Origin of the sequence: Granulicella sp. dw_53 (assembly GCF_018449545.1) — a bacterium.
GTDB lineage: Bacteria > Acidobacteriota > Terriglobia > Terriglobales > Acidobacteriaceae > Edaphobacter.
In genome coordinates this window covers 295,091-314,141 of sequence record NZ_JAAVUR010000001.1, presented here as the reverse complement: position 1 = coordinate 314,141, position 19,051 = coordinate 295,091, and the positions used below count along the sequence as shown (strand labels likewise).

Below are 19,051 nucleotides of genomic sequence, written 5' to 3'. Positions count from 1 at the left end.
TGGGAGAGCGAATCGCCTGCCTCTCTCTTATTGATGAAATTGCCCTATCCTTAGACCTTCGATCAGGAAATTACCCATGCGCTTCACCTCCCGCCGCCTCCTCTTGCTTTTCCTCGTCCCTACGTTCTTCAAGATCGAGGCGCAGCAACCAGCACCCCGTAGTCCCATGGTCGTCGTCATCAGCCTGGATGCCTTCGCCGCCGAAAGCCTCCAGGACCCAACCCTGCCTGCTCCGACGCTGCACGCGCTGATGCACTCTGGGGCCTACGCCCGCTCCATGCAGCCGATCAATCCAACCGTCACCTGGCCCAACCACACCACGTTGGTTACAGGCGTGAACGCCTCCCGGCATCACGTTCTGGTGAACGGCTTGATCGTCAATCAGCGCACCGACTCGGCACCCCACGTCAAAGCAAACGCACCCAAATCGCAGCTAGTTGCGGTCCCGACGGTCTATGACGCCGTGCACGCTGCTGGAATGACCACCGCAGAGGTAGATTGGGTCGCAATCCACCAGCCCGGAACCATCGATTGGAGCTTCGCCGAGAAGCCCAACCCCGATAGTCCCATCGTCCAGGACCTCCTCCACGACGGATCTCTGAAGCAGTCCGAACTCGACAACTTCTCCAAACCCTCCCAGGCCTGGCGAGACCGGATCTACACGCTCGCGGCTATGGATATCCTCCGCCGTCACCACCCGAACCTCACCCTCGTCCATCTACTCGCCCTCGACGGGATCGAGCACCAGACCGGATTCGGGAACGACTCTGGTCGCAATACCATCGCCTTCCTCGACGACCGCGTAAAAGACATCGTCGACACCGTCCGCGACGCCGGCGATCTCGATCGCACCACCTTCCTGATCGTCTCGGATCATGGGCAAGAGAGCGTCCACCACATGATTCATCCCAACGTGCTCCTTCGGGAACAGGGCTTGCAAAGCAGCGCCGCAGCCAATCCCGCGGGCGAAACACTCTGCCTGCCCGATGGAGGATTCGCCTTGCTCTTCCAGCAACACGCCACACCCAAATCGGTCGCGGCACTGAAATCACTCTTCAGCGCCAAGCCGGGCATACGCGCAGCCCTCACGCCCCAAGAGGCCGCAGCAGACGGCTGGCCCACCCCCTCACAGACCACGCAGGCTCCCGATCTCCTGCTCTACGCCAACGACGACTTCGCGTTTGCAGATGGAAACACTGGAGCATATATAACGGACACCCACGAAGTGGGCCAACACGGCTACCCCAACACCCAGCCGCTCATGCAGGCCATCTTCATCGCCTCCGGAAACGGCATCAAGCCTGCCGGCGAGATTCCTTCCTTTCCGAACCTCGACGTCGCCCCCACCATCGCACATCTGCTCGGAGTGAAGCTAGAATCGATCGACGGGCACCCACTCGCATCAATCTTGAAGTAGCCCCGAATTCCCTTCTCAGGAAAGATGAGAACTGGAAGCTCTTATAATCCAGCGAGACCTATCCCCACAGAAGAGAAGAATAGACGCGCCCATCAGCGCCTCAACTAAAAATTAAACGCTAACCCAGCCTGAATACTGCGCGGAGCCTGCGCCAGATACAGCGTCCGGCCATCCGCCGAAAGAAACGGCCGATACCCCTGCGCGAGTAGGTTCGTGATGTCGACCGTCGCCTCCAACCCGGCTGGCAGCCACCTGCCGCAGTTCACTGGTTGCCGAACGAAGAAGCTGAAGTAAGCCTGATCGCTAAACGGAGCATAAGGGTTGACCGCAGTCACCAGGTACTCCGGCTGCCAGCGATAAGCTGCCCGCAGACTCGTCCCTGTATGGAGCACCCTGCCCTTCAACGCCACCGTCGCCGCCTGCGCCGTCCTCGGCTTCAGCAGCGACCCAACCCCCGCAATGGTCACGGTCCCATCCTGCTGCGACGCCAGCGCGGAGCCATTCTCATACTCCAGAGCCGCCCACAAACCAGCAGTCAAAGGCTGAGTGAACGTCACATTGACGCCCTGTGACCTGTATCCGGAGGCCAGGATCTGAAATCCCCCCGTACTGGAGTCTGCAATCACTCCATTCAACCGGGTGGCACTGCTCCCATCGCCATCCAGATCCGCGGCGATCAGACCACCGCCACCCGAGACCAGTACGTTCTCCAAGGCGTCGCGGTAGTAGCTCGCCTGAACCATCCCGCGCCCCGCCTTGCGCGTGATCGAGACCTCCTGGTGAAGTCCACTCTCCGTACGCAGCTTCCCTTGCGACATCACCGCAACCGGCAACTCCGGCTGCACCGTATCCAGCCCATTGAAGGCCTGCACGCTGCGCGAGGTCGCCATCCGGTATCCAATGGTCCAATCCGACGAAGGATGCGCCGATACCCGAAGGAAGGGCCGTGCAGCAGTCATATACCCCGACGTGTGGATCAGGTTGAGCGCCGTACCAACCTCAGCATCCGCGAAGTCGCCAAACTGCATCTTCTGCGCCGTAGCAACCTGAACCGCATCGAGTCCCGAAACCCGCCCCGTCCCAACCATCTCAGGGTGCGACTGGTAGCTCACCACCGTACGAACAGCCCCACCCAGCCCCAGACGCCTCTGATAGCCCGCCTGCATCTCGGTCGAAGGCCGTCCTGCGAATACCGAATGTCCCTGCGCCAACCCGGTTCCAACGTCGATTCGGAATCGGGCAGCCGATCCATCCACAAGACTACGGTCGAGCGAAACAATGTGATGTACCCCGCCCCGTCCAAACGTTCCGTCGCCGGCCATCACAGAGGCCTTGGCCGCGTCGCCCGCAACCTTCGACGTCTCCGAGGCACTCGACGACATCAGAACAAGGTCGCCATCTTCTACCATCCGCAGAATCGGTCGATTCGCTGCCGAACGCAGCGTCCAGATCCAATCGTCCTGAGACTCGTCCGCCCTACGGCGCTCCGCCGGAAGCCAGGAACCAGTCTCGAACAAGGTACTCAGAGTCAGGTTGACCACGGTCCTCGCACCCGAACGCAGTTGCAGGTTCTCCCGCAGCGCCGGAACGAACAGCGCCGCCGAAGCCCGTACATGATACTTCCCGGGCAACAAATTCGTCACCAGATAGCGTCCATGAAAATCTGTGAAGGCTGTCACCGCAGTAGTTGAGTTACTGGACACAACCTGGATCAGCGCACCCATCTGAACGACGCCCTGCGCGTCCCGCACAATCCCCGAAACCATCGCCCCACCGGCGGGTCCTGCAGCCTTCGGAGCCGCAGAGACGCTCATGGATGCTGACAGCAGCATCAGAGCGACAACGAGAATTTTCAAATCGGATCGCTGCACAGTCTTACCTTCCCTGCGCGCCGATGGCCTGCTCCCAATTAAAAGCACCCGGAAAAGGTAGGGACATGCTTTTAACAGTTTGTGCCGGCCGCCGGCTATCGCAACACCATCCGCGTAACCATACAGCCATATACAGCACACCTGCCTTAGTCAACCACAAACGGCGCAGACTCTGCGATCTGCTGCTTGGTGATGCCGTCGTTCACCTTGATCGTTACTTTATACTTGCCCGGCTGCAAACTTGCCAGTGGCAGGCTCTTTTCGAGCGTAACTTGATCCGAATTGGGATTCAACTTGTTTGTCAACTCCTGAACCTGGAGAACCGACTTGTTCGTCTCGGTGTCCATAATCTCGTAGTCGACAGTAGCGCCGTTCTGCTTACTCTTCTCGTCGATGCCAAGGTTATACACCTGCATCCAGAAGTTCAAGTTCTGCGCACGATGGAACGTCACCGGCAGCGCAATCCCGGCTGGCACTCGCGGCCGAATGCGAGTGTTCCCGATCACGAAGTTTCCTGCCCCGATATCCTTGGACGGCACCCGCTCCATCTGATCGGCAAGAATCAGCGAAGAAGCCGCCAGCCGGTCGTCGTCATACTTCGGAACGTTGACGCTGCGCTGCCATCTTCCGATATGGTCCTGGTTGTTCACGTCCTTGATCACGATATCGATCTTGTACAGGCCAGGACGCAACGGCAAAGACTTCCAGTAAACGGAAACGTTGTTCTGCGTGCGTGCCAGGAACTCGCTCGGCACCTGCACGTTCACCGTATCCTCAAACGTCTGGATCGGCTTGTGGTTCAGATTCGAGACGCGCCCCAGAATATTAACGGTGCCGATCGCGACCCCATCCTTGTTGTTGAACGTGATATCCCGGTTCCGAATCTGTAACGTCAACGGTACCAAAACCGTATCGTTCGTCACCTTCACATAGTCCGTCCGTACATCGAAGAGAAACGGCGGTCCAGTCAAGATCTTCGAGGTTGCCATGAACGCCTCAAGATCCTTGAACTTGATCTCAGGCGCGGCCATCAGCTTCGCAAAGCGATCCAACCGGTCGAACTGCTTGGACTGGTTCATCGCCGAACCCGGCCCCGCACCAAGCTGCTCGAGTCCACCACCCGAGAAGCGATCCGCCTTCGACGACTGCCCCATCTGCTCAGACATCGTCTGACCCGCGCCTGGCACATACTTCAGCGCGTCCTTCTCAGACCGGTCGATCGTCATGTGATAGTCGCCGCACATGCAGTTATCCACGAACTCGATATCGATGTTGTCGCCGATTCCAGCAAGGTAACGATAGTGCCAGATCTCGAACGGAAACGTCGAAGTGCTTCCGCCGCCCTCATCCATGGGACGCTCGTAGTTTCCGCCGCTCGGATGTGAGTCGATGCTGTCTGCCTTGCCGTATGCAATATAAATATGGCCGCGGTCTGTCTTCCAACCCGGCTTGCCGGCAGCGAAGTGCTCGTTCGCATAAGCGATGCGCGCATAGTGCTCTTCGCGATACTCGTTCTCAGGAGAGTCCGGATTCGGATTGCGCCGCAGCCAGAACTGCTCGATGAACTGGTCCCGCTCCTCGTCGTTGCTCAAGCTCTTGAAGGCCTGCAACTCCTGGTCGGTAATAATCCAGCGAACATCTTCGTCGACCCACTTCTTGTACTCGCCGTGCAACTCTCCCCGCAGCGCCTTCTGCTGCTTGAACTTCTCCTGGTCGCTCAGCTTGCGCTTAAGAGGATCGGGCTTATCGGCGGTCGAAGGAGCCTGAACGACGCCATCAGCGGCGGGCTTGTTTCCAGTGGTCGTTTGGGCGGGTAGAGCGCTTCCCCCTGCAATTGCCATCAATACGAATGCAGTACTTGAGACAAGAAAACGTGAGGGGTTCATATACGGGGGTGGCACTCCTGTTACCTCCTATCATTGTAGAGCGGTTAGGCCCCCGATACAAGTCTATGAATCCTCTCGGAATCCACTCGCCCCAACCTCCTCTCCCTGCTATCATTCGGACTCGATCAATCACACAATTTCTACGTTCGTTCAAACCTCCTGTAGGGCGTAGCGCGGCAAACGTCACGCGATACAGACAACATCGTCCCCGAATGAGAGACGTCGCAACAGATGGAACCACGCAGCTTACCGCTTCGTATAGAACTTCATACCGGCAGTGAACCTGATCGATGCACAGTCACCCTGTCACCGAATCAAGAGAGAACCCCCGAATGAGCGTCAAGAAAATCGTTTTGATTGTGGTAGTCCTTCTGGTTGTTGCCGGAATCGTCGCCGGTACCGTGATTCAGAGCCAATCCAATGTCACCAAGGTCGTCGTCGGCAAGGCGGTCCGCCAGGAGCTCGTCTCCATCGTCAGCGGAACTGGCCAGATAAAGCCCAAGACCTACGTCAACGTAGGCGCCACCGCGTTCGGCCGCATCACCCACCTCAATGTGAAGGAAGGCGACCACGTTAAGGCTGGAACCATACTCGCCACCGTTGAAAACGTGCAGCCCCAGGCCACCGTTGCGGCCCAGAAGGCCACCATCGACTCCTCCCGCACCGACGTCAACTCCTACACCGCTGCCGAGAAGACCGCTGCAGCCAATATCCTCCAGGCCAGGGCCGACCTCGAGCAGAAGCGCCTCGACTACAACCGCGCCCGCAGCCTCTACGAAGAGAAGCTCATCGCCAAGCAGGACTTCGATAGCAAGCAGGCCGCCTTCGACATGGCAACCGCGACCCTGGCCCAGCGTCAGGCCGCGCTCGACCAGGCCGAAGCCCAGACCGCCTCCCAGCGCGCCCACGTCGAGCAGGCGCTCGCCAGCCAGCGCGCCAACTTCGACTCCCTCGACAAGACCGTCAGCCGTGCTCCCTTCGACGGCCTCGTCACCAACGTTCCCGTCCGCGAGGGCGAAACCGTCGTCGTCGGCATTCAGAACGCCGGCGGATCCACCATCATGACCCTCGCCGATATGTCCGTCATCACCGCCGAGGTTAAGGTCGATGAGACCGACATCGTCAACGTCCGCTTCAACCAAACCGTCGATGTCACCGTAGACGCCTTGCCCGGCCGTGTCTTTAAGGGACATGTCACCGAGGTCGGCGACCAGGCGCTCCTCCGCACCACCGGTCTCTCTACCACCCAAAGCACCACCGGCACCGAAGAAGCAAAGGACTTCAAGGTCGTAGTCACCTTGGATGAAGCCTCCGACGACCTCCGCCCGGGCCTCTCCACCACCGCCAAGATCACCACCGCCCGCAAGCCCGACGCCCTCACCATCCCCATCCAGGCGCTCGTCCAGCGCGACGTCGCTGCGGAAAAGGTCCTCGCTGCCAACGCTGGCAAGCCCGCCACCGTCGCCGCTTCCTCAGGCGCTCCCGCCAAGCCGCAACTCGTCCAGGGCGTCTACCTTATCTCCGATAATCGGAAGAAGCTGCACGTCTCTTTCGTACCTGTCACCACCGGCATCACCGGTGCGACTGAGATCGAAGTCCTAGGAGGTCTGAAGAACGGCGACGAGATTGTTACCGGCCGTTACAAAGTCCTCCGCAGCCTTAAGAGCGGCATCTCCGTCAAACGAGATACCTCGGTCGATACTCCCACCGCCGACGAAAAATCATAGGTCGAAATCGACAGGCAAACACATTATTTTTCGCGTCGGGATTGGGCAAAAGACTTCAATCCTACGATAATGGACAGGCGAGCGCGAGGGGCTATCTACCGAATCTCCTCGAATCCATAGGGGGATTCTGAAGTCCCGGCACGGCAGGCAAGACTCGTAACTCAATCCAGCCGTTGCGGTTCGGAACCTTCTCCGCTCCGTCAACGTACTAAGCTTCAACTTGTAGAAACCGGAGAACCGGATGGCTATCGAAACTGCAGTAGACCCCACCCAGATCAACGCAGACGGCCCTCACGCTGGCGACGTCATCGTCACCTCGAATCTCTGGAAGACCTACGAAATGGGTGACCAGCAGGTCAACGCCCTTCGCGGCGTCAACCTCCGCATCCGCCACAACGAGTACGTCGCCATCATGGGACCCTCCGGCTCCGGCAAATCCACACTCATGAACCTCATCGGCTGCCTCGACTCCCCCTCCCAGGGCAAGTATTGGCTCAACGGCCACGACGTCTCCGAGCTCAACGACGACGAACTCGCCCGCATCCGCAACAAGGAGATCGGCTTCGTCTTCCAGACCTTCAACCTTCTCGCCCGCGCCACCTCGCTCCATAACGTCGAGCTACCCCTTATCTACAACGGCACCCCCGCCGCCGAGCGCACCGAGCGTGCCAAGGCCGTCCTCGAGTCCGTAAACCTCGGCTCCCGCATGATGCACAAGCCCAACGAGCTCTCCGGCGGACAGCGCCAGCGCGTAGCCATCGCCCGAGCCCTCGTCAACCGGCCCTCCATCATCCTCGCCGACGAACCCACCGGAAACCTCGACTCCAAAACCGGCGACGAGATCATGGCCCTCTTCGACGAACTCCACGCCAAAGGCAACACCATCGTCGTCGTCACCCACGAGCCCGACATAGCCGAGTACGCCCATCGCGTCATCACCATCCGCGACGGCGTCATCGCCAGCGACCACCCCTCCTCCCGCGTCCTCAACAAGGCCTGACAACCAACAACGCCCTCAGGTGCCCCGTCCAGAGGGCGCCTGATCGTACGACGGTTATGCAAGCATCAACCTCGCCACCTCTCGATAGACCTACCCGCTGCACCCCATAGTTTACAACTCGTTACCCTTAACCTGCCAACCACACATCCGCTTCTCCCATCATCCCGTCTAAGATAAGACCATGGCGAAGAGATACCCCAGTTTGCGTCCTCGCACTACCCTTGGCATCTTCGTTGCGCTTTTACTTCTTTCCGTCTGCCGCTCCACTCCCTCGCTCGCCCAGGCCGCCCGCTTCGACCTCGAAGGTCCCAAGGTCGAGGTCCGCGTCACCCGCGACGGCAAGACCCTCCCCATCGCCAACGTCCCCAACCTCCAGCCCGGCGACAAGCTCTGGCTGCACCCGGACCTCCCCGCCACCCAGTCCGTCAACTACCTCCTCATCGCCGCCTTCCTGCGCGGCAACACCAATCCGCCTCCCGACGAGTGGTTCTTCAAAATCGAGACCTGGAACAAGAAGGTGAAGGAAGAAGGCTCCTACGTCACCGTTCCCGCCGAGGCCCAACAGGCGATCCTCTTCCTCGCCCCCGAGACCGGCGGCGACTTCAACACCCTCCGCAAAGCCGTCCGTGGCCGCCCTGGCATCTTCGTCCGCGCCTCTCAGGACCTCTCCGAAGCCGGCTTCGAGCAGGCCCGCATCGAAAAATACATCGCCTCCATGCGCAAGGTGCCGCCCTCCGACCAGAAGGCCCTCATGGATCACTCCGTGCTCCTCTCCCGCACCCTCAGCCTCAAACCCAACGACGACTGCTTCAAGCGCCCCGTAGACCTCCAATACAACTGCCTCATCCAGTCCGGCAACCAGGCCCTGCTCGACGACAGCCACGCCCAGAACGTCATCGCCTCCCTCTCCAACGGCCCCAGCTCCGACTTCATCACCGCCGCCAGCTACACCGGCATGGCGGGTGGCGGCACCTACAGCGCCTACGTCGGAGCCGTCGTCGACCTCTTCCGCATCCTTGGCGGCCTCCACAGCGCCCAGTACCAATACATACCCGCCATCTCCTTCCCCGAAGGAGCCAGCCTCAACCTCCGCCTCAACACCCCTCCTTCCTTCCGCAATCCCAAGTCCGTCATCGTCATCGGCCTCCCCTCGGTCCAGAAGGCCGTTCCCCCACCTCTCCGCGCCACCGACCCCAAGTTCGTCTCCTGCCTCCTCAAGCCGGACCTCGTCCTCCCCGTCGACGGCGCCCCCCTGGTCTTCTCCACCAGCTTCGCGCATGACCTGGTCCTTCACATCAACACAGAAAACGGCAAAGCTGGCCCAAAGGACATCCCCCTCACCCCGGACGCCTTCCAGGGCGGATTGATCGTAACCCCGTCTCCCGATCGCAAACTCCTCCCCATGCCCTCCGAAGCTGAACTAACCGACCCCAAATCCCCTCCCGCCTCGAGCACACCCGCCTCCAATTTGCCTCCCGCCGCGCCCATGACCGGTACCGTCACTGGCACAGTCTCCGGCCTCTGGGGCTTTGACGCCTTCACCGGCCCCACCCTCGACCTCCAAGCCGCACCCGGCGGAGACTGGCACCTAGCCACCGACGACCCCCTCATCGCCGGCCGCGAGAACCACGTCCTCCTCGCCTCCAACGGCAACGCCTGCGTCGACGCCATCCGCATCGAGCTCACACCCGGCAGCTACACCCCCGTCACCTGGAAGTCCGCCGACCGCCCCAACCTCCTCGACCTTCGCCTGCCTCTCAAATCCCCTGATCCCGGCAACCTCAACATCGCCGTCCAACAGTTTGGCAACCCTTCGCCCTACGTCGTATCCGCCAAGATCTTCACCGAACCGGCCACCCTCACCGCCCTCCAGTTCTACGCCGGAGATACCTCCGCCACCGCCACCGGCACCAACCTCTCCCAGGTAAAAGCGCTTACCCTCGCCGGCCTTACCTTCACTCCGGCCCCGGCATCGGACGCCCCAACCCCCTCCGGCACGCCAGAGACACTTCCCCTAACCCTCCCGGACAAAGCCGCCGCCCCCAAGCTTCGTGCCGGAGACAAGCTCACCGCCAGCGTCGCCCTCAAGGACGGCCGAACCCTCGTCCTGCCCGTAACCGTAGGCGCCGCCCGTCCCTCTGTCACCCTGCTCAGCCGCAACATGGGCCGCCCCACCGACCCTATCCTTCATCTCGTCAGCGAGGAAGATCTCCCCACCACCCAGCAGCTCACCTTCTCCCTCAAATCCTCCTCCCCCTTCCCGCGTACCGGAAAGATCGAGGTCGCCAGCGTCGACGACTCCCTCCACGCCGACCTCACCGTCGCCTCAGGCAATCTAGTCCTCCAGAACCCCCACACCATCGTCGGCACCCTCGACCCTCTCAAGACCTTCGGCACCTCCGCCTTCGGCCCCCTACACCTCCGCGCCGTCACCCCAGAAGGGGTAGCTAGCGCCTGGCTTCCCATCGCAACCCTCGTGCGCCTCCCCGGTATCACCAACCTCCAGTGCCCTGCCGAAGGAACCGCTCCCTGCACCCTCAACGGAGCCGACCTCTACCTGCTGGATTCGATCTCCACCGACGCCGCATTCACCTCCCCCACCGCCGTCCCCGACGGCTTCGTAGGCTCTACCGTCTCCATCCCCCGTCCCACCAGCCTCCCCTCGGCGCTCTCCGCCTCCCGGCCCTCCACGGTCACCCTCTACCTTCACCTTCGCGACGACCCCGACCCCGCCAACACTGCTATCATCCCCGTCCTCGCCCTCCCCGCCGCCACAACCTCAGACAGCCAGGCCACCAACAAATCCTCAAAGCACAAGCCAATCTCAATCTCCAAATGGGATGGAAGTAACTGACTCCTCCCCTGTAGCGCCCCACCTACCTTCGAGCGCAGTTATAGCTCGGGCGGGTTATAGTCATCTGACAATTAACCGACAAATCGTTGACAACTGTTGCGGTTGCAAGCTGCTACTCTCGGCTCTGCATATGCGCTTTCAGACAGTTAAAACGCTCCAGCCCTCAAGGGATCGGGTTCCCCCCACCCCCCGTTCCGTCGACGGAACAGAGCTCGATCAAGGGAGACTGCCGCGAGCTCTCGAGGATCTATGAGCGCCACCGCCAACTTCGCGGAAGAGGAGATCAGCCAACCGCTGACGCACTCGACTCTGGCATTCCTCGTTGGCTTTTTTGCGTCTAGCCGCATCAGCATTGTGCTCTTTACGACACGTATCTTAGGAACCGAGCCCAGCACAGGTGCGGCCATAAGTATCGTTCTCAACGTCCTCCTGCTGACCTTCGTCTGGTTCGACGTCTTTGGTTCGAGTCGTCGCACCTTTCGCACAATTCTGCGGCTGCCGAGCGTCCGGTGGGTGCTCGCTTTTATTCTCTTCTCTGGCTGCAGTCTAATTTGGAGCGAAACAGTATCGTTGCAAAACTCCCTCGCCTACTGGGGCGATCTGGTCGCGGATGTGGCGATCGTATTTCTGCTCCTTCGCACAAGGGAAATAACCGTAGTCTCCCACTCCTTGATGAAGGGCTTCATCACGAGTACCTGCTGTCTCGCGGTGGTCGCATGGCTCATGCCCACGCAAGCCGACCTTCGTCTTGGAGATGAGGACTTCTTCAACACCAACCAGATCGGCAACCTCTGCGCGCTGTCAATCTTTCTGGCCCAATACCTCATGCGCCGCAAAGAGGGGAGATGGGGACTAGCCACCTTCTTTCTCATCATCACTCTTCTGCGCAGCCTCAGCAAGACGACCCTCGTCGCATTTTTCGTGAGCGAAATCTATCTGGTGCTTCGGGACAGATCCATGAGTCGAAGGACGAAGGTGCTCCTCATGATCGCAGCCGTCTTGCTCATCTTGGTCTTCTGGGGTTTATTCGAGTCCTACTACGACATCTACACCGTAGACAGCAACCAGGCCGAAACCCTCACTGGCCGCACTGCCATCTGGCTCTTCGTCTTGAATTCGATGGTCGACCATCCTTGGAATCTTTGGATAGGACACGGATTTGATTCGATGTGGAAGGTCATCCCTCCCTTCGGCCCCGATCGATTTGAACCAAGGCATGCGGAGAACGAGCTTCTGCAACAGTTCTACGCCTATGGAGCAGTCGGGATCATCCTGTTCATCGGTCTATACGGAAGCCTCTATCGGCAGATCCGCAAAATGGTGCGCAGTCCGACAAAGATGCTCTTCCTCAGCCTCATGCTTTTTATAGTGGTACGCGGTCTGGCCGAGGCTGAGTCCTTTGATCTCTTACTACCTCTATGGTTCATCGTTCTCATGGGCACGCTTGCGGACCACGAAAACATAGCAGTCCAGGAGATGGCCATCCTTAGTCCTGTAGCGCCACACTATCCATACAACTCGCCGCAGCGTATCTGACCCTCATCGGAGAATTAGCAATGCTCAATAAAGAAGCCATTCAAAGATGGATGACGGGTTTCAGGCTGTGGTTTATGGGAGATAACTTACAACTCCTCGGACGCATGGCGAGTTGGCAGGTTCGATCCCAAAAGAAGATCTCTTCCCTTCCAGACGTAGAGTTTCGCGTGAACTCTCAGTGGGGCGACGATGGAATCATCGATTGGCTCATCGAACGTGCCGGCATCCCCCTCGCCGCCCAATCCTTCGTTGAGTTCGGAGTCGATACCTACCGCCAATCCAACACTCGATTTCTCTTGCAAAATCGTAACTGGCGCGGACTCATCATGGACGGCAGCCCGGCCATGGCTACAGGAGTAAGTCAGGATAACCTAGCATGGAAATACGACCTTACGGTTCGGCCCGCATTCATCACTAGAGAGAACATTAACAGCTTGATCTCAAGCGCCGGATTCAGAGGAGAGATCGGCCTTCTAAGTATCGACCTCGATGGAAACGACTATTGGGTATGGGAAGCCATCGATGCCGTCAGCCCAATCATCTATGTCTGCGAATACAACGCGGTCTTTGGCGATGTATACCCCATCTCCACCCCATATAACGACAGCTTCATCCGGACGCAAGCTCATCCCAGCAACCTATACTTCGGCGCCTCGATCAAGGCGCTCTGTTCACTGGCAATCAAAAAGGGATACCGGTTCGTCGGGACAAACTCCGCCGGCAATAACGCCTTCTTTATCCGCGAAGACTACGCAAAACAATTTGTCGACGACGCGATCCAGCATATCCAGACGAAACCATCCCTCTTTCGCGAGTCGAGAGACGCCTCCGGAAAACTGAACTACATCGGCGGCCCCGAGAGGCTCAAACATATCGCAGCACTCCCCGTAGTGAACGTTGAGACAGGAGAAACCATAAAGCTCGGCAATCTAGCTCGGGCATACAGCAAGGAGTGGCTCGAGACGATGGTTGGAACGGGCACGGATTAGTTTCGTACAACCCTTAAGCGCAATAAACCCATTCCAACGAGCCGAAAGCTCTCATCCCTTAGGAATTGCTGGTTTCGACGCATCGAAAGCGACATTTAACCGCAATTAAAACAATCATCTACGCCGCATCTCCGCAAAATCTCCCACAAAAACACATGTCAAGCCCCAAAACCACCTAACCCATTCCAGATCAGCAAGATCCAAGTGGCACTTAAGTTATGCTCACCTCTCTAAAATAGAAGTAGAAGTCAAATAAATCCGCTCAGCGCGGAGATACATCAAGATCCTTGCTAATTTGTTCGCCCGAGTCGATACGCCCATTGAAATCGGGATCGACACACGACGAAAAGTCCACGCCCAAACTGCATCGATAGAAGACTTTGCGCCTTTTTTGGGGGGGAGGGGGTGCTGCCACCCGGCTAACCCACCTGCCCGCCATGCAGAAACGCCCGGCCAAAGCCGGGCGCTCTTCCGAATACGACAGCCTTACTCTTCTGTAGCGTTGAGGAGCCCCTTCTGGACCCTGCTGTTATTGCGGCTATACAGGAAGTAGACCACCAGCCCGATCAGCAGCCACACAACCAGCCGAATCCAGTTCGCCAAGCCCAACTGATACATCATGTATCCGTTGAAGAGAATACCCAGGACAGGCACCACCGGAATCGGCCACGCCAGCGGCGTCTTGAAAGGACGATGGCGATGCGGATCTTTATGCCGCAGAACCATCACCGAGATGCACACGATCACGAACGCAAACAGCGTTCCAATGTTCACCATCTTGCCGATATCGTCGATTGGAGTGACGCTTCCCACAATCGCCGCCAACAAACCGGCGAGAATCGTTCCCTTCCACGGCGTCCGGAACCGGGGATGAATCGCCCCAAAGAACCCCTTGGGCAGCAGGCCATCCTTCGCCATGGCATACAGCACGCGGCTCTGGCCCAGCAACATCACCAGCATTACGCTCGTCAGACCCGCCAGCGAACCGATCGTAATAACGTTCGCCGCGGAGTTCAGGTTGTGCTCCAGAAAAGCCCGCACAATCGGCGCTTCAATATTCACGTCTGGCCAGTACACCATCCCTGTCAGCACCGCTGCTACGCCGATATACAACAGCGTACAAATCCCCAGCGAAACGATAATGCCGATCGGCATATCGCGCTGCGGGTTCTTCGCCTCTTGAGCCGTCGTCGAAACAGCGTCGAATCCGATATACGAGAAGAACACCAGCCCCGCGGCCAATCCGATTCCACCCACTCCAAACGGTGCGAAGGTATGCCAGTCAGAGCCCCAGTTGGCCTTATTCACATAGTGCGAACCCAACCCAAGGACGAACAGCACCACAGCAACCTTCAAAATCACGATCCCCGTGTTGAAGTTCGCCGACTCCTTGATGCCGATCACCAGAACCGCCGTAATCACCAGCGCGATCAGGAACGCCGGCAGATTGAAGCCCATCTCTCGTCCAAACAGCACCGGAGCATTCAGCAGCGCATGAGCCTGGCTCGTCAGGTCCACCGAAGGATGCGCTATCAGTACCGCCAGAGCCTCGCTGAAGGGCTTCGTGCCCGGAATCAACTCCGGATGCGCCGCATGCAACGCCTGACGCGCCACCAGGTTCAAGGCCTTCCGCAAACCGGTCCAGTGGTCATACGCCAACCAAAGCGGAAACTTCAAATGAAAGATCGCAAGAAACTCGACAAACGTATTCGACCAGCCCGAACTCACCGTGCTCGCGCCCATCGCATACTCCAGCGTCAGGTCCCAGCCGATGATCCAGGCAAAGAGCTCGCCCAGAGTCGCATACGCATACGTATAAGCCGAACCGGCAAGTGGAATCATCGCAGCGAACTCGGCATAGCAAAGTCCGGCGAACGCGCATCCCAGACCCGAGAGTACAAAAGCCAACATCAAGGCAGGACCGGCAGAATGTGCGCCGATTCCAGAGAGAACGAAAATGCCGGCGCCAATCACCGCTCCGATTCCCAGCGCCGTCAACTGCACGGGCCCTAGCGATCGCTCCAGCGTCAGCGAACCTTCCTCCGCCGCCTCGGCCATCAATGCGTTCATCGACTTCTTTGCAAACAGATTTGCCATGCGTCTTCTATTGTTCCTTCCCAAATGCAGTATCTGGCTTCAGCTCAAACCTTCAGGTAGTCGCTTCGTATACCGCTGACCGCCGCCATACCAGATACACCGGTACACCCAGCAGCACGATTATCAGACCCGGCCACGTATATTGAGGTTTGTACCGTAAGAGTACAACACTGATCCACGTAGCCATAAGGATATAAAGCGCAGGCAGCACTGGATATCCAAATGCCTTGTAAGGCCGTACCGCATCGGGACGCGTCCGGCGCAGCACAAATAGCCCCACAATCGTCAAAATATAGAAGATCAACACGGCGAAAATAACATAGTCCAACAACTGCCCATAGCTTCCGCTTAGACACAGCAGACACGTCCAGGCCCATTGCACCCACAACGAGTTCACCGGCGTCTTCGACTTCTCGCTCAGTTTCCCGACAGACTTGAAGAACAGTCCATCTCGACTCATCGCGTAATAGACGCGAGCTCCGGCTAACAGCATTCCATTCACGCACCCAAAGGTCGAGATAAGAATCGCTGCAGCCATCAGCTTTGCGCCGTAACCGCTGAACGCGCGTTCCATCACCGCCGTCGCAACCCGATCCTCCGTCGCAAACTGAATTCCGCGTCCCGTAATCGTCGTCGCAGTAGCATTTCCCGCCAACGGAAGAACACTCAGGTAGACGAAGTTGCAAAGCACATACAACAGCAGCACCACACCTGTACCGATCGCCAGCGAGAGCGGCAGATTCCGCTTCGGGTTCCGTATCTCACCCGCCGTAAACGTAACGTTGTTCCATGCATCGGCGCTGAACAGCGACCCAACCTGAACGATCGCCAGAATCGTCAGCAGCCCCACATAATCGCCCGTCGTCGACCCTGCCTGCGCCGCATGAAGCGTGCTCCAACTCGCTCCAGCCCAGAAGTTGTGCCAGCCAGCGCCGAAGTTCGCCGCCACAGCAGCCGTATCCTTCATCAGGATTCCCACCAGCACTACCGCCATCAACGCCAGCACCTTGGCCGACGTAAACAGGTTCTGGATCGCGGCTCCCATCTTGACCCCAAGCGTATTCAGAATCGTGAGCAACGTGATGATCACGATCGCCGCCAGGTTCGCCGTATTCAGGCCAACCTTTCCGCTCCCTATATGCCAGATCCAATTCGTAGTGCTGACCGCCGGAAAGAACACCCCGAGAAACTTCCCAAACGCCACTCCAACCGCAGCAATCGTTCCCGTCTGGATCACCAGGAACAGCGTCCAACCATACAGAAATCCCCACAACGGCCCCAATGACTCGCGCAGATACACATACTGACCACCGGCCTTGGGCATCATCGCGGCCAACTCCCCATAGCTCAGCGCACCGATGATCGTCATCACCGCCGTCACCAGCCACGCTGCAATCAGCAGCGCCGGAGATCCCAGGGAGCGCGACATATCAGCCGAGACGATAAAGATTCCCGATCCGATCATCGAACCCATCACAATCGCTGTCGCCGAAAACAGACCCATCCCTTGCACGAACTGCGGCGCAGCCGAAGAACCGGTGGTTGCATTGACCTTTGCTGTATTCATGTTTTTCTGTTCTACCCCAAAATTCCCAGTAAGTCTTCCGCCACCTTCGCTACTGGCTCTCCTTCAACCAGCAATCCGCTGATCACGGCGACGGAATCTGCTCCCGCACCGATCACACTCCGCGCATTCTCCCGCGTAATTCCACCAATCGCCACAATCGGCTTTCGCGTCAACATTCGAGCCCGTCGCAACCCATCCAACCCGACCACTGCCTCAGCATCAACCTTCGTCCCGGTAGCAAACACAGGCCCGATCGCAACATAGTCAGCGCAACCCAAATCCGCTATCCGCACCTGTTCGTCGGAATGGGTAGATACCCCAACCCACCTCTCCACCCCGACCACCCGTCGTGCATCCTCAGGCAACAGATCGCCCTGCCCCACATGCACCCCACCAAACCCAGCCAGAACCGCCAGATCCGCCCGGTCGTTCATGATCAATCGGCAGCCGCTCCCGGCAAATGCCTCGCTTAAAACTGCTGCCCCAGCCAGCACTTCCTGTGGCGAACCCACCTTGTTCCGCCACTGCACCAATCCCACCCCAGCCCCACGAAGCTCCGCGCAGAATCTCTGCAGGTCAATGCATCGCGCCCGCAAGACACCCGCATCTACGATCGGATACAACCGGGGTAGCTCTCTCACCGCTCGAAATCCTTCCAAGGCAATTCATAGAAAGCACCACTCCAAATCGGTGCGGTTAGTTTGTGTCATTCGTACAGGTCCAGAGATCGTAACCCGCTTAGCTCTGCTTCTGCCGCTCGAAAAATCGCTCCATAAACTTCGTATCGAACTGTCCCGACCGAAACTCGTCATCCGCGAAGATCTTCTGATGGAGCGGAATCGTCGTATGAATCCCCTGCACGACAAACTGGCTCAACGCCCGCTGCATCTTGTTCATCGCATCCTGGCGATCCGATCCATGGCAGATCAGTTTCGCAATCAGCGAATCGTAATAAGGAGGAACCACACCCTCGGCATACTGCGCCGTATCCACCCGAACGCCATTTCCACCCGGAAGATTGAACGCCGTAATCTTTCCTGCACTGGGAGTGAACTTCTCCGGATGCTCGGCATTGATCCGGCACTCGATCGCATGACCGCGAATCTCCACTGGCCGTGTGATGATCGAGCTCAGTTTCTCTCCAGCTGCAATTCGTAACTGCGCCTTGACGAGATCGATTCCTGTAACCATCTCAGTCACACAATGCTCCACCTGAATGCGCGTATTCATCTCAATGAAGTAGATCTTGCCATCTTCATCCATCAAAAACTCGATCGTACCAGCGTTCCAGTACCCGATATTCTCAAGCGCCTTCTTGATCGTCTTACCCAACTCCTCGCGGAGTTTCGGAGTAATCATCAAGCTCGGAGCCTCTTCGATCAACTTCTGGTGACGCCGCTGAATGGAGCACTCGCGCTCCCCCAGGCTCATTACATTCCCATGCTCATCCGCCAGCACCTGGAACTCGATGTGCCGAGGCCGTTCGATGAACTTCTCCATGTACATATCGCCATTGCCGAATGCATTGGCCGCTTCTGTTGATGCTTGCTGGTATAACCCGGGAAGCTCTTCGGCATTCCTGCAAATTCGCATTCCGCGTCCGCCGCCGCCAGCCACGGCCTTCAATATGACCGGATACCCAACCGTCCGCGCCCACTCTAGAGCCTCATCCGAATCCGCGATCACTCCATCCGACCCAGGAAGAATCGGCACTTTGGCTTTCTTCATCGTCTGACGCGCCGTAGACTTCTCGCCCATCATCCGCGTCACCTCCGGCGGAGGCCCAATGAACTTGATATTCGATGCCCGGCATACCTCTGCGAAGTTCGCATTCTCACTCAGCAGTCCGTAGCCCGGATGAATCGCATCCACATCCGCAATCTCCGCTGCAGAGATCACCGCCGGCACGTTCAAATAACTATCTGCCGAACGTGGTGGCCCGATGCAGATCGCCTCATCCGCAAACCGTACATGCAGACTGTTCCTATCCGCCTCGCTATACACCGCGACCGTGCGGATCCCCATCTCCTTGCACGCGCTGATCACCCGCAGCGCGATCTCTCCCCGATTAGCAATCAATACCTTACGAAACATAGACGCGGAAGCC

General features: G+C 58.4%; 12 protein-coding genes. 6 read left to right on the top strand and 6 right to left on the bottom strand.

Annotation, left to right across the window (positions count from 1 at the left end):
- Positions 1–76: 76 nt before the first annotated feature.
- Positions 77–1,417 carry an alkaline phosphatase family protein gene (locus HB393_RS01355; protein ID WP_213803347.1) on the top strand — a complete coding sequence of 447 codons (1,341 nt, stop codon included), beginning with the start codon at positions 77–79 and terminating at the stop codon, positions 1,415–1,417.
- Positions 1,418–1,521: 104 nt separating this feature from the next.
- Here the strand turns inward: HB393_RS01355 and HB393_RS01350 are convergent, their stop codons facing one another.
- Positions 1,522–3,273 carry a carboxypeptidase-like regulatory domain-containing protein gene (locus tag HB393_RS01350; RefSeq protein ID WP_213803346.1) on the bottom strand — a complete coding sequence of 584 codons (1,752 nt, stop codon included), beginning with the start codon at positions 3,271–3,273 and terminating at the stop codon, positions 1,522–1,524.
- 161 nt (positions 3,274–3,434) lie between these two features.
- Positions 3,435–5,129, bottom strand: coding sequence for a GWxTD domain-containing protein (locus HB393_RS01345; protein WP_213803345.1), 1,695 nt, complete (start codon positions 5,127–5,129; stop codon positions 3,435–3,437).
- Between the two features lie 377 nt (positions 5,130–5,506).
- On the opposite strand from HB393_RS01345, the gene HB393_RS01340 reads away from it, so the two are divergent.
- The 5 genes from HB393_RS01340 to HB393_RS01320 all read left to right on the top strand — a co-directional run bounded on the left by HB393_RS01340 (position 5,507) and on the right by HB393_RS01320 (position 13,280).
- Entirely contained in the window at positions 5,507–6,901 is a 1,395-nt protein-coding gene (locus HB393_RS01340) for an efflux RND transporter periplasmic adaptor subunit (protein ID WP_213803344.1), read from the top strand.
- 241 nt (positions 6,902–7,142) lie between these two features.
- A complete protein-coding gene (locus HB393_RS01335) occupies positions 7,143–7,901 on the top strand; it encodes an ABC transporter ATP-binding protein (protein ID WP_275951530.1) in 759 nt (252 codons plus the stop codon).
- A 181-nt stretch (positions 7,902–8,082) separates the two neighbouring features.
- Positions 8,083–10,755: a hypothetical protein gene (locus tag HB393_RS01330; RefSeq protein WP_213803343.1), complete on the top strand. Its 2,673-nt coding sequence runs from the start codon at positions 8,083–8,085 to the stop codon at positions 10,753–10,755.
- 249 nt (positions 10,756–11,004) lie between these two features.
- Positions 11,005–12,291 carry an O-antigen ligase family protein gene (locus tag HB393_RS01325; RefSeq protein ID WP_213803342.1) on the top strand — a complete coding sequence of 429 codons (1,287 nt, stop codon included), beginning with the start codon at positions 11,005–11,007 and terminating at the stop codon, positions 12,289–12,291.
- Positions 12,292–12,311: 20 nt separating this feature from the next.
- A complete protein-coding gene (locus tag HB393_RS01320; RefSeq protein WP_213803341.1) occupies positions 12,312–13,280 on the top strand; it encodes a hypothetical protein in 969 nt (322 codons plus the stop codon).
- Positions 13,281–13,766: 486 nt separating this feature from the next.
- Here the strand turns inward: HB393_RS01320 and HB393_RS01315 are convergent, their stop codons facing one another.
- From HB393_RS01315 to accC, 4 genes are all read right to left on the bottom strand, one after another.
- A complete protein-coding gene (locus HB393_RS01315; protein WP_213803340.1) occupies positions 13,767–15,377 on the bottom strand; it encodes an amino acid permease in 1,611 nt (536 codons plus the stop codon).
- 52 nt (positions 15,378–15,429) lie between these two features.
- Positions 15,430–16,944: an amino acid permease gene (locus tag HB393_RS01310; protein ID WP_213803339.1), complete on the bottom strand. Its 1,515-nt coding sequence runs from the start codon at positions 16,942–16,944 to the stop codon at positions 15,430–15,432.
- 11 nt (positions 16,945–16,955) lie between these two features.
- A complete protein-coding gene (gene thiE, locus HB393_RS01305) occupies positions 16,956–17,585 on the bottom strand; it encodes a thiamine phosphate synthase (RefSeq protein WP_213803338.1) in 630 nt (209 codons plus the stop codon).
- Positions 17,586–17,682: 97 nt separating this feature from the next.
- Positions 17,683–19,038, bottom strand: coding sequence for an acetyl-CoA carboxylase biotin carboxylase subunit (gene accC, locus HB393_RS01300; RefSeq protein WP_213803337.1), 1,356 nt, complete (start codon positions 19,036–19,038; stop codon positions 17,683–17,685).
- Positions 19,039–19,051 lie beyond the last annotated feature (13 nt).

Bases quoted from the DNA above. Each gene is read 5' to 3' on its own strand.
- HB393_RS01355 (WP_213803347.1), top strand. From the start codon at position 77: ATGCGCTTCACCTCCCGCCGCCTCCTCTTGCTTTTCCTCGTCCCTACG.
- HB393_RS01345 (WP_213803345.1), bottom strand. From the start codon at position 5,129: ATGGCAATTGCAGGGGGAAGCGCTCTACCCGCCCAAACGACCACTGGA.
- HB393_RS01340 (WP_213803344.1), top strand. From the start codon at position 5,507: ATGAGCGTCAAGAAAATCGTTTTGATTGTGGTAGTCCTTCTGGTTGTT.
- HB393_RS01335 (WP_275951530.1), top strand. From the start codon at position 7,143: ATGGCTATCGAAACTGCAGTAGACCCCACCCAGATCAACGCAGACGGC.
- HB393_RS01330 (WP_213803343.1), top strand. From the start codon at position 8,083: ATGGCGAAGAGATACCCCAGTTTGCGTCCTCGCACTACCCTTGGCATC.
- HB393_RS01325 (WP_213803342.1), top strand. From the start codon at position 11,005: ATGAGCGCCACCGCCAACTTCGCGGAAGAGGAGATCAGCCAACCGCTG.
- HB393_RS01320 (WP_213803341.1), top strand. From the start codon at position 12,312: ATGCTCAATAAAGAAGCCATTCAAAGATGGATGACGGGTTTCAGGCTG.
- HB393_RS01315 (WP_213803340.1), bottom strand. From the start codon at position 15,377: ATGGCAAATCTGTTTGCAAAGAAGTCGATGAACGCATTGATGGCCGAG.
- HB393_RS01310 (WP_213803339.1), bottom strand. From the start codon at position 16,944: ATGAATACAGCAAAGGTCAATGCAACCACCGGTTCTTCGGCTGCGCCG.
- accC (WP_213803337.1), bottom strand. From the start codon at position 19,038: ATGTTTCGTAAGGTATTGATTGCTAATCGGGGAGAGATCGCGCTGCGG.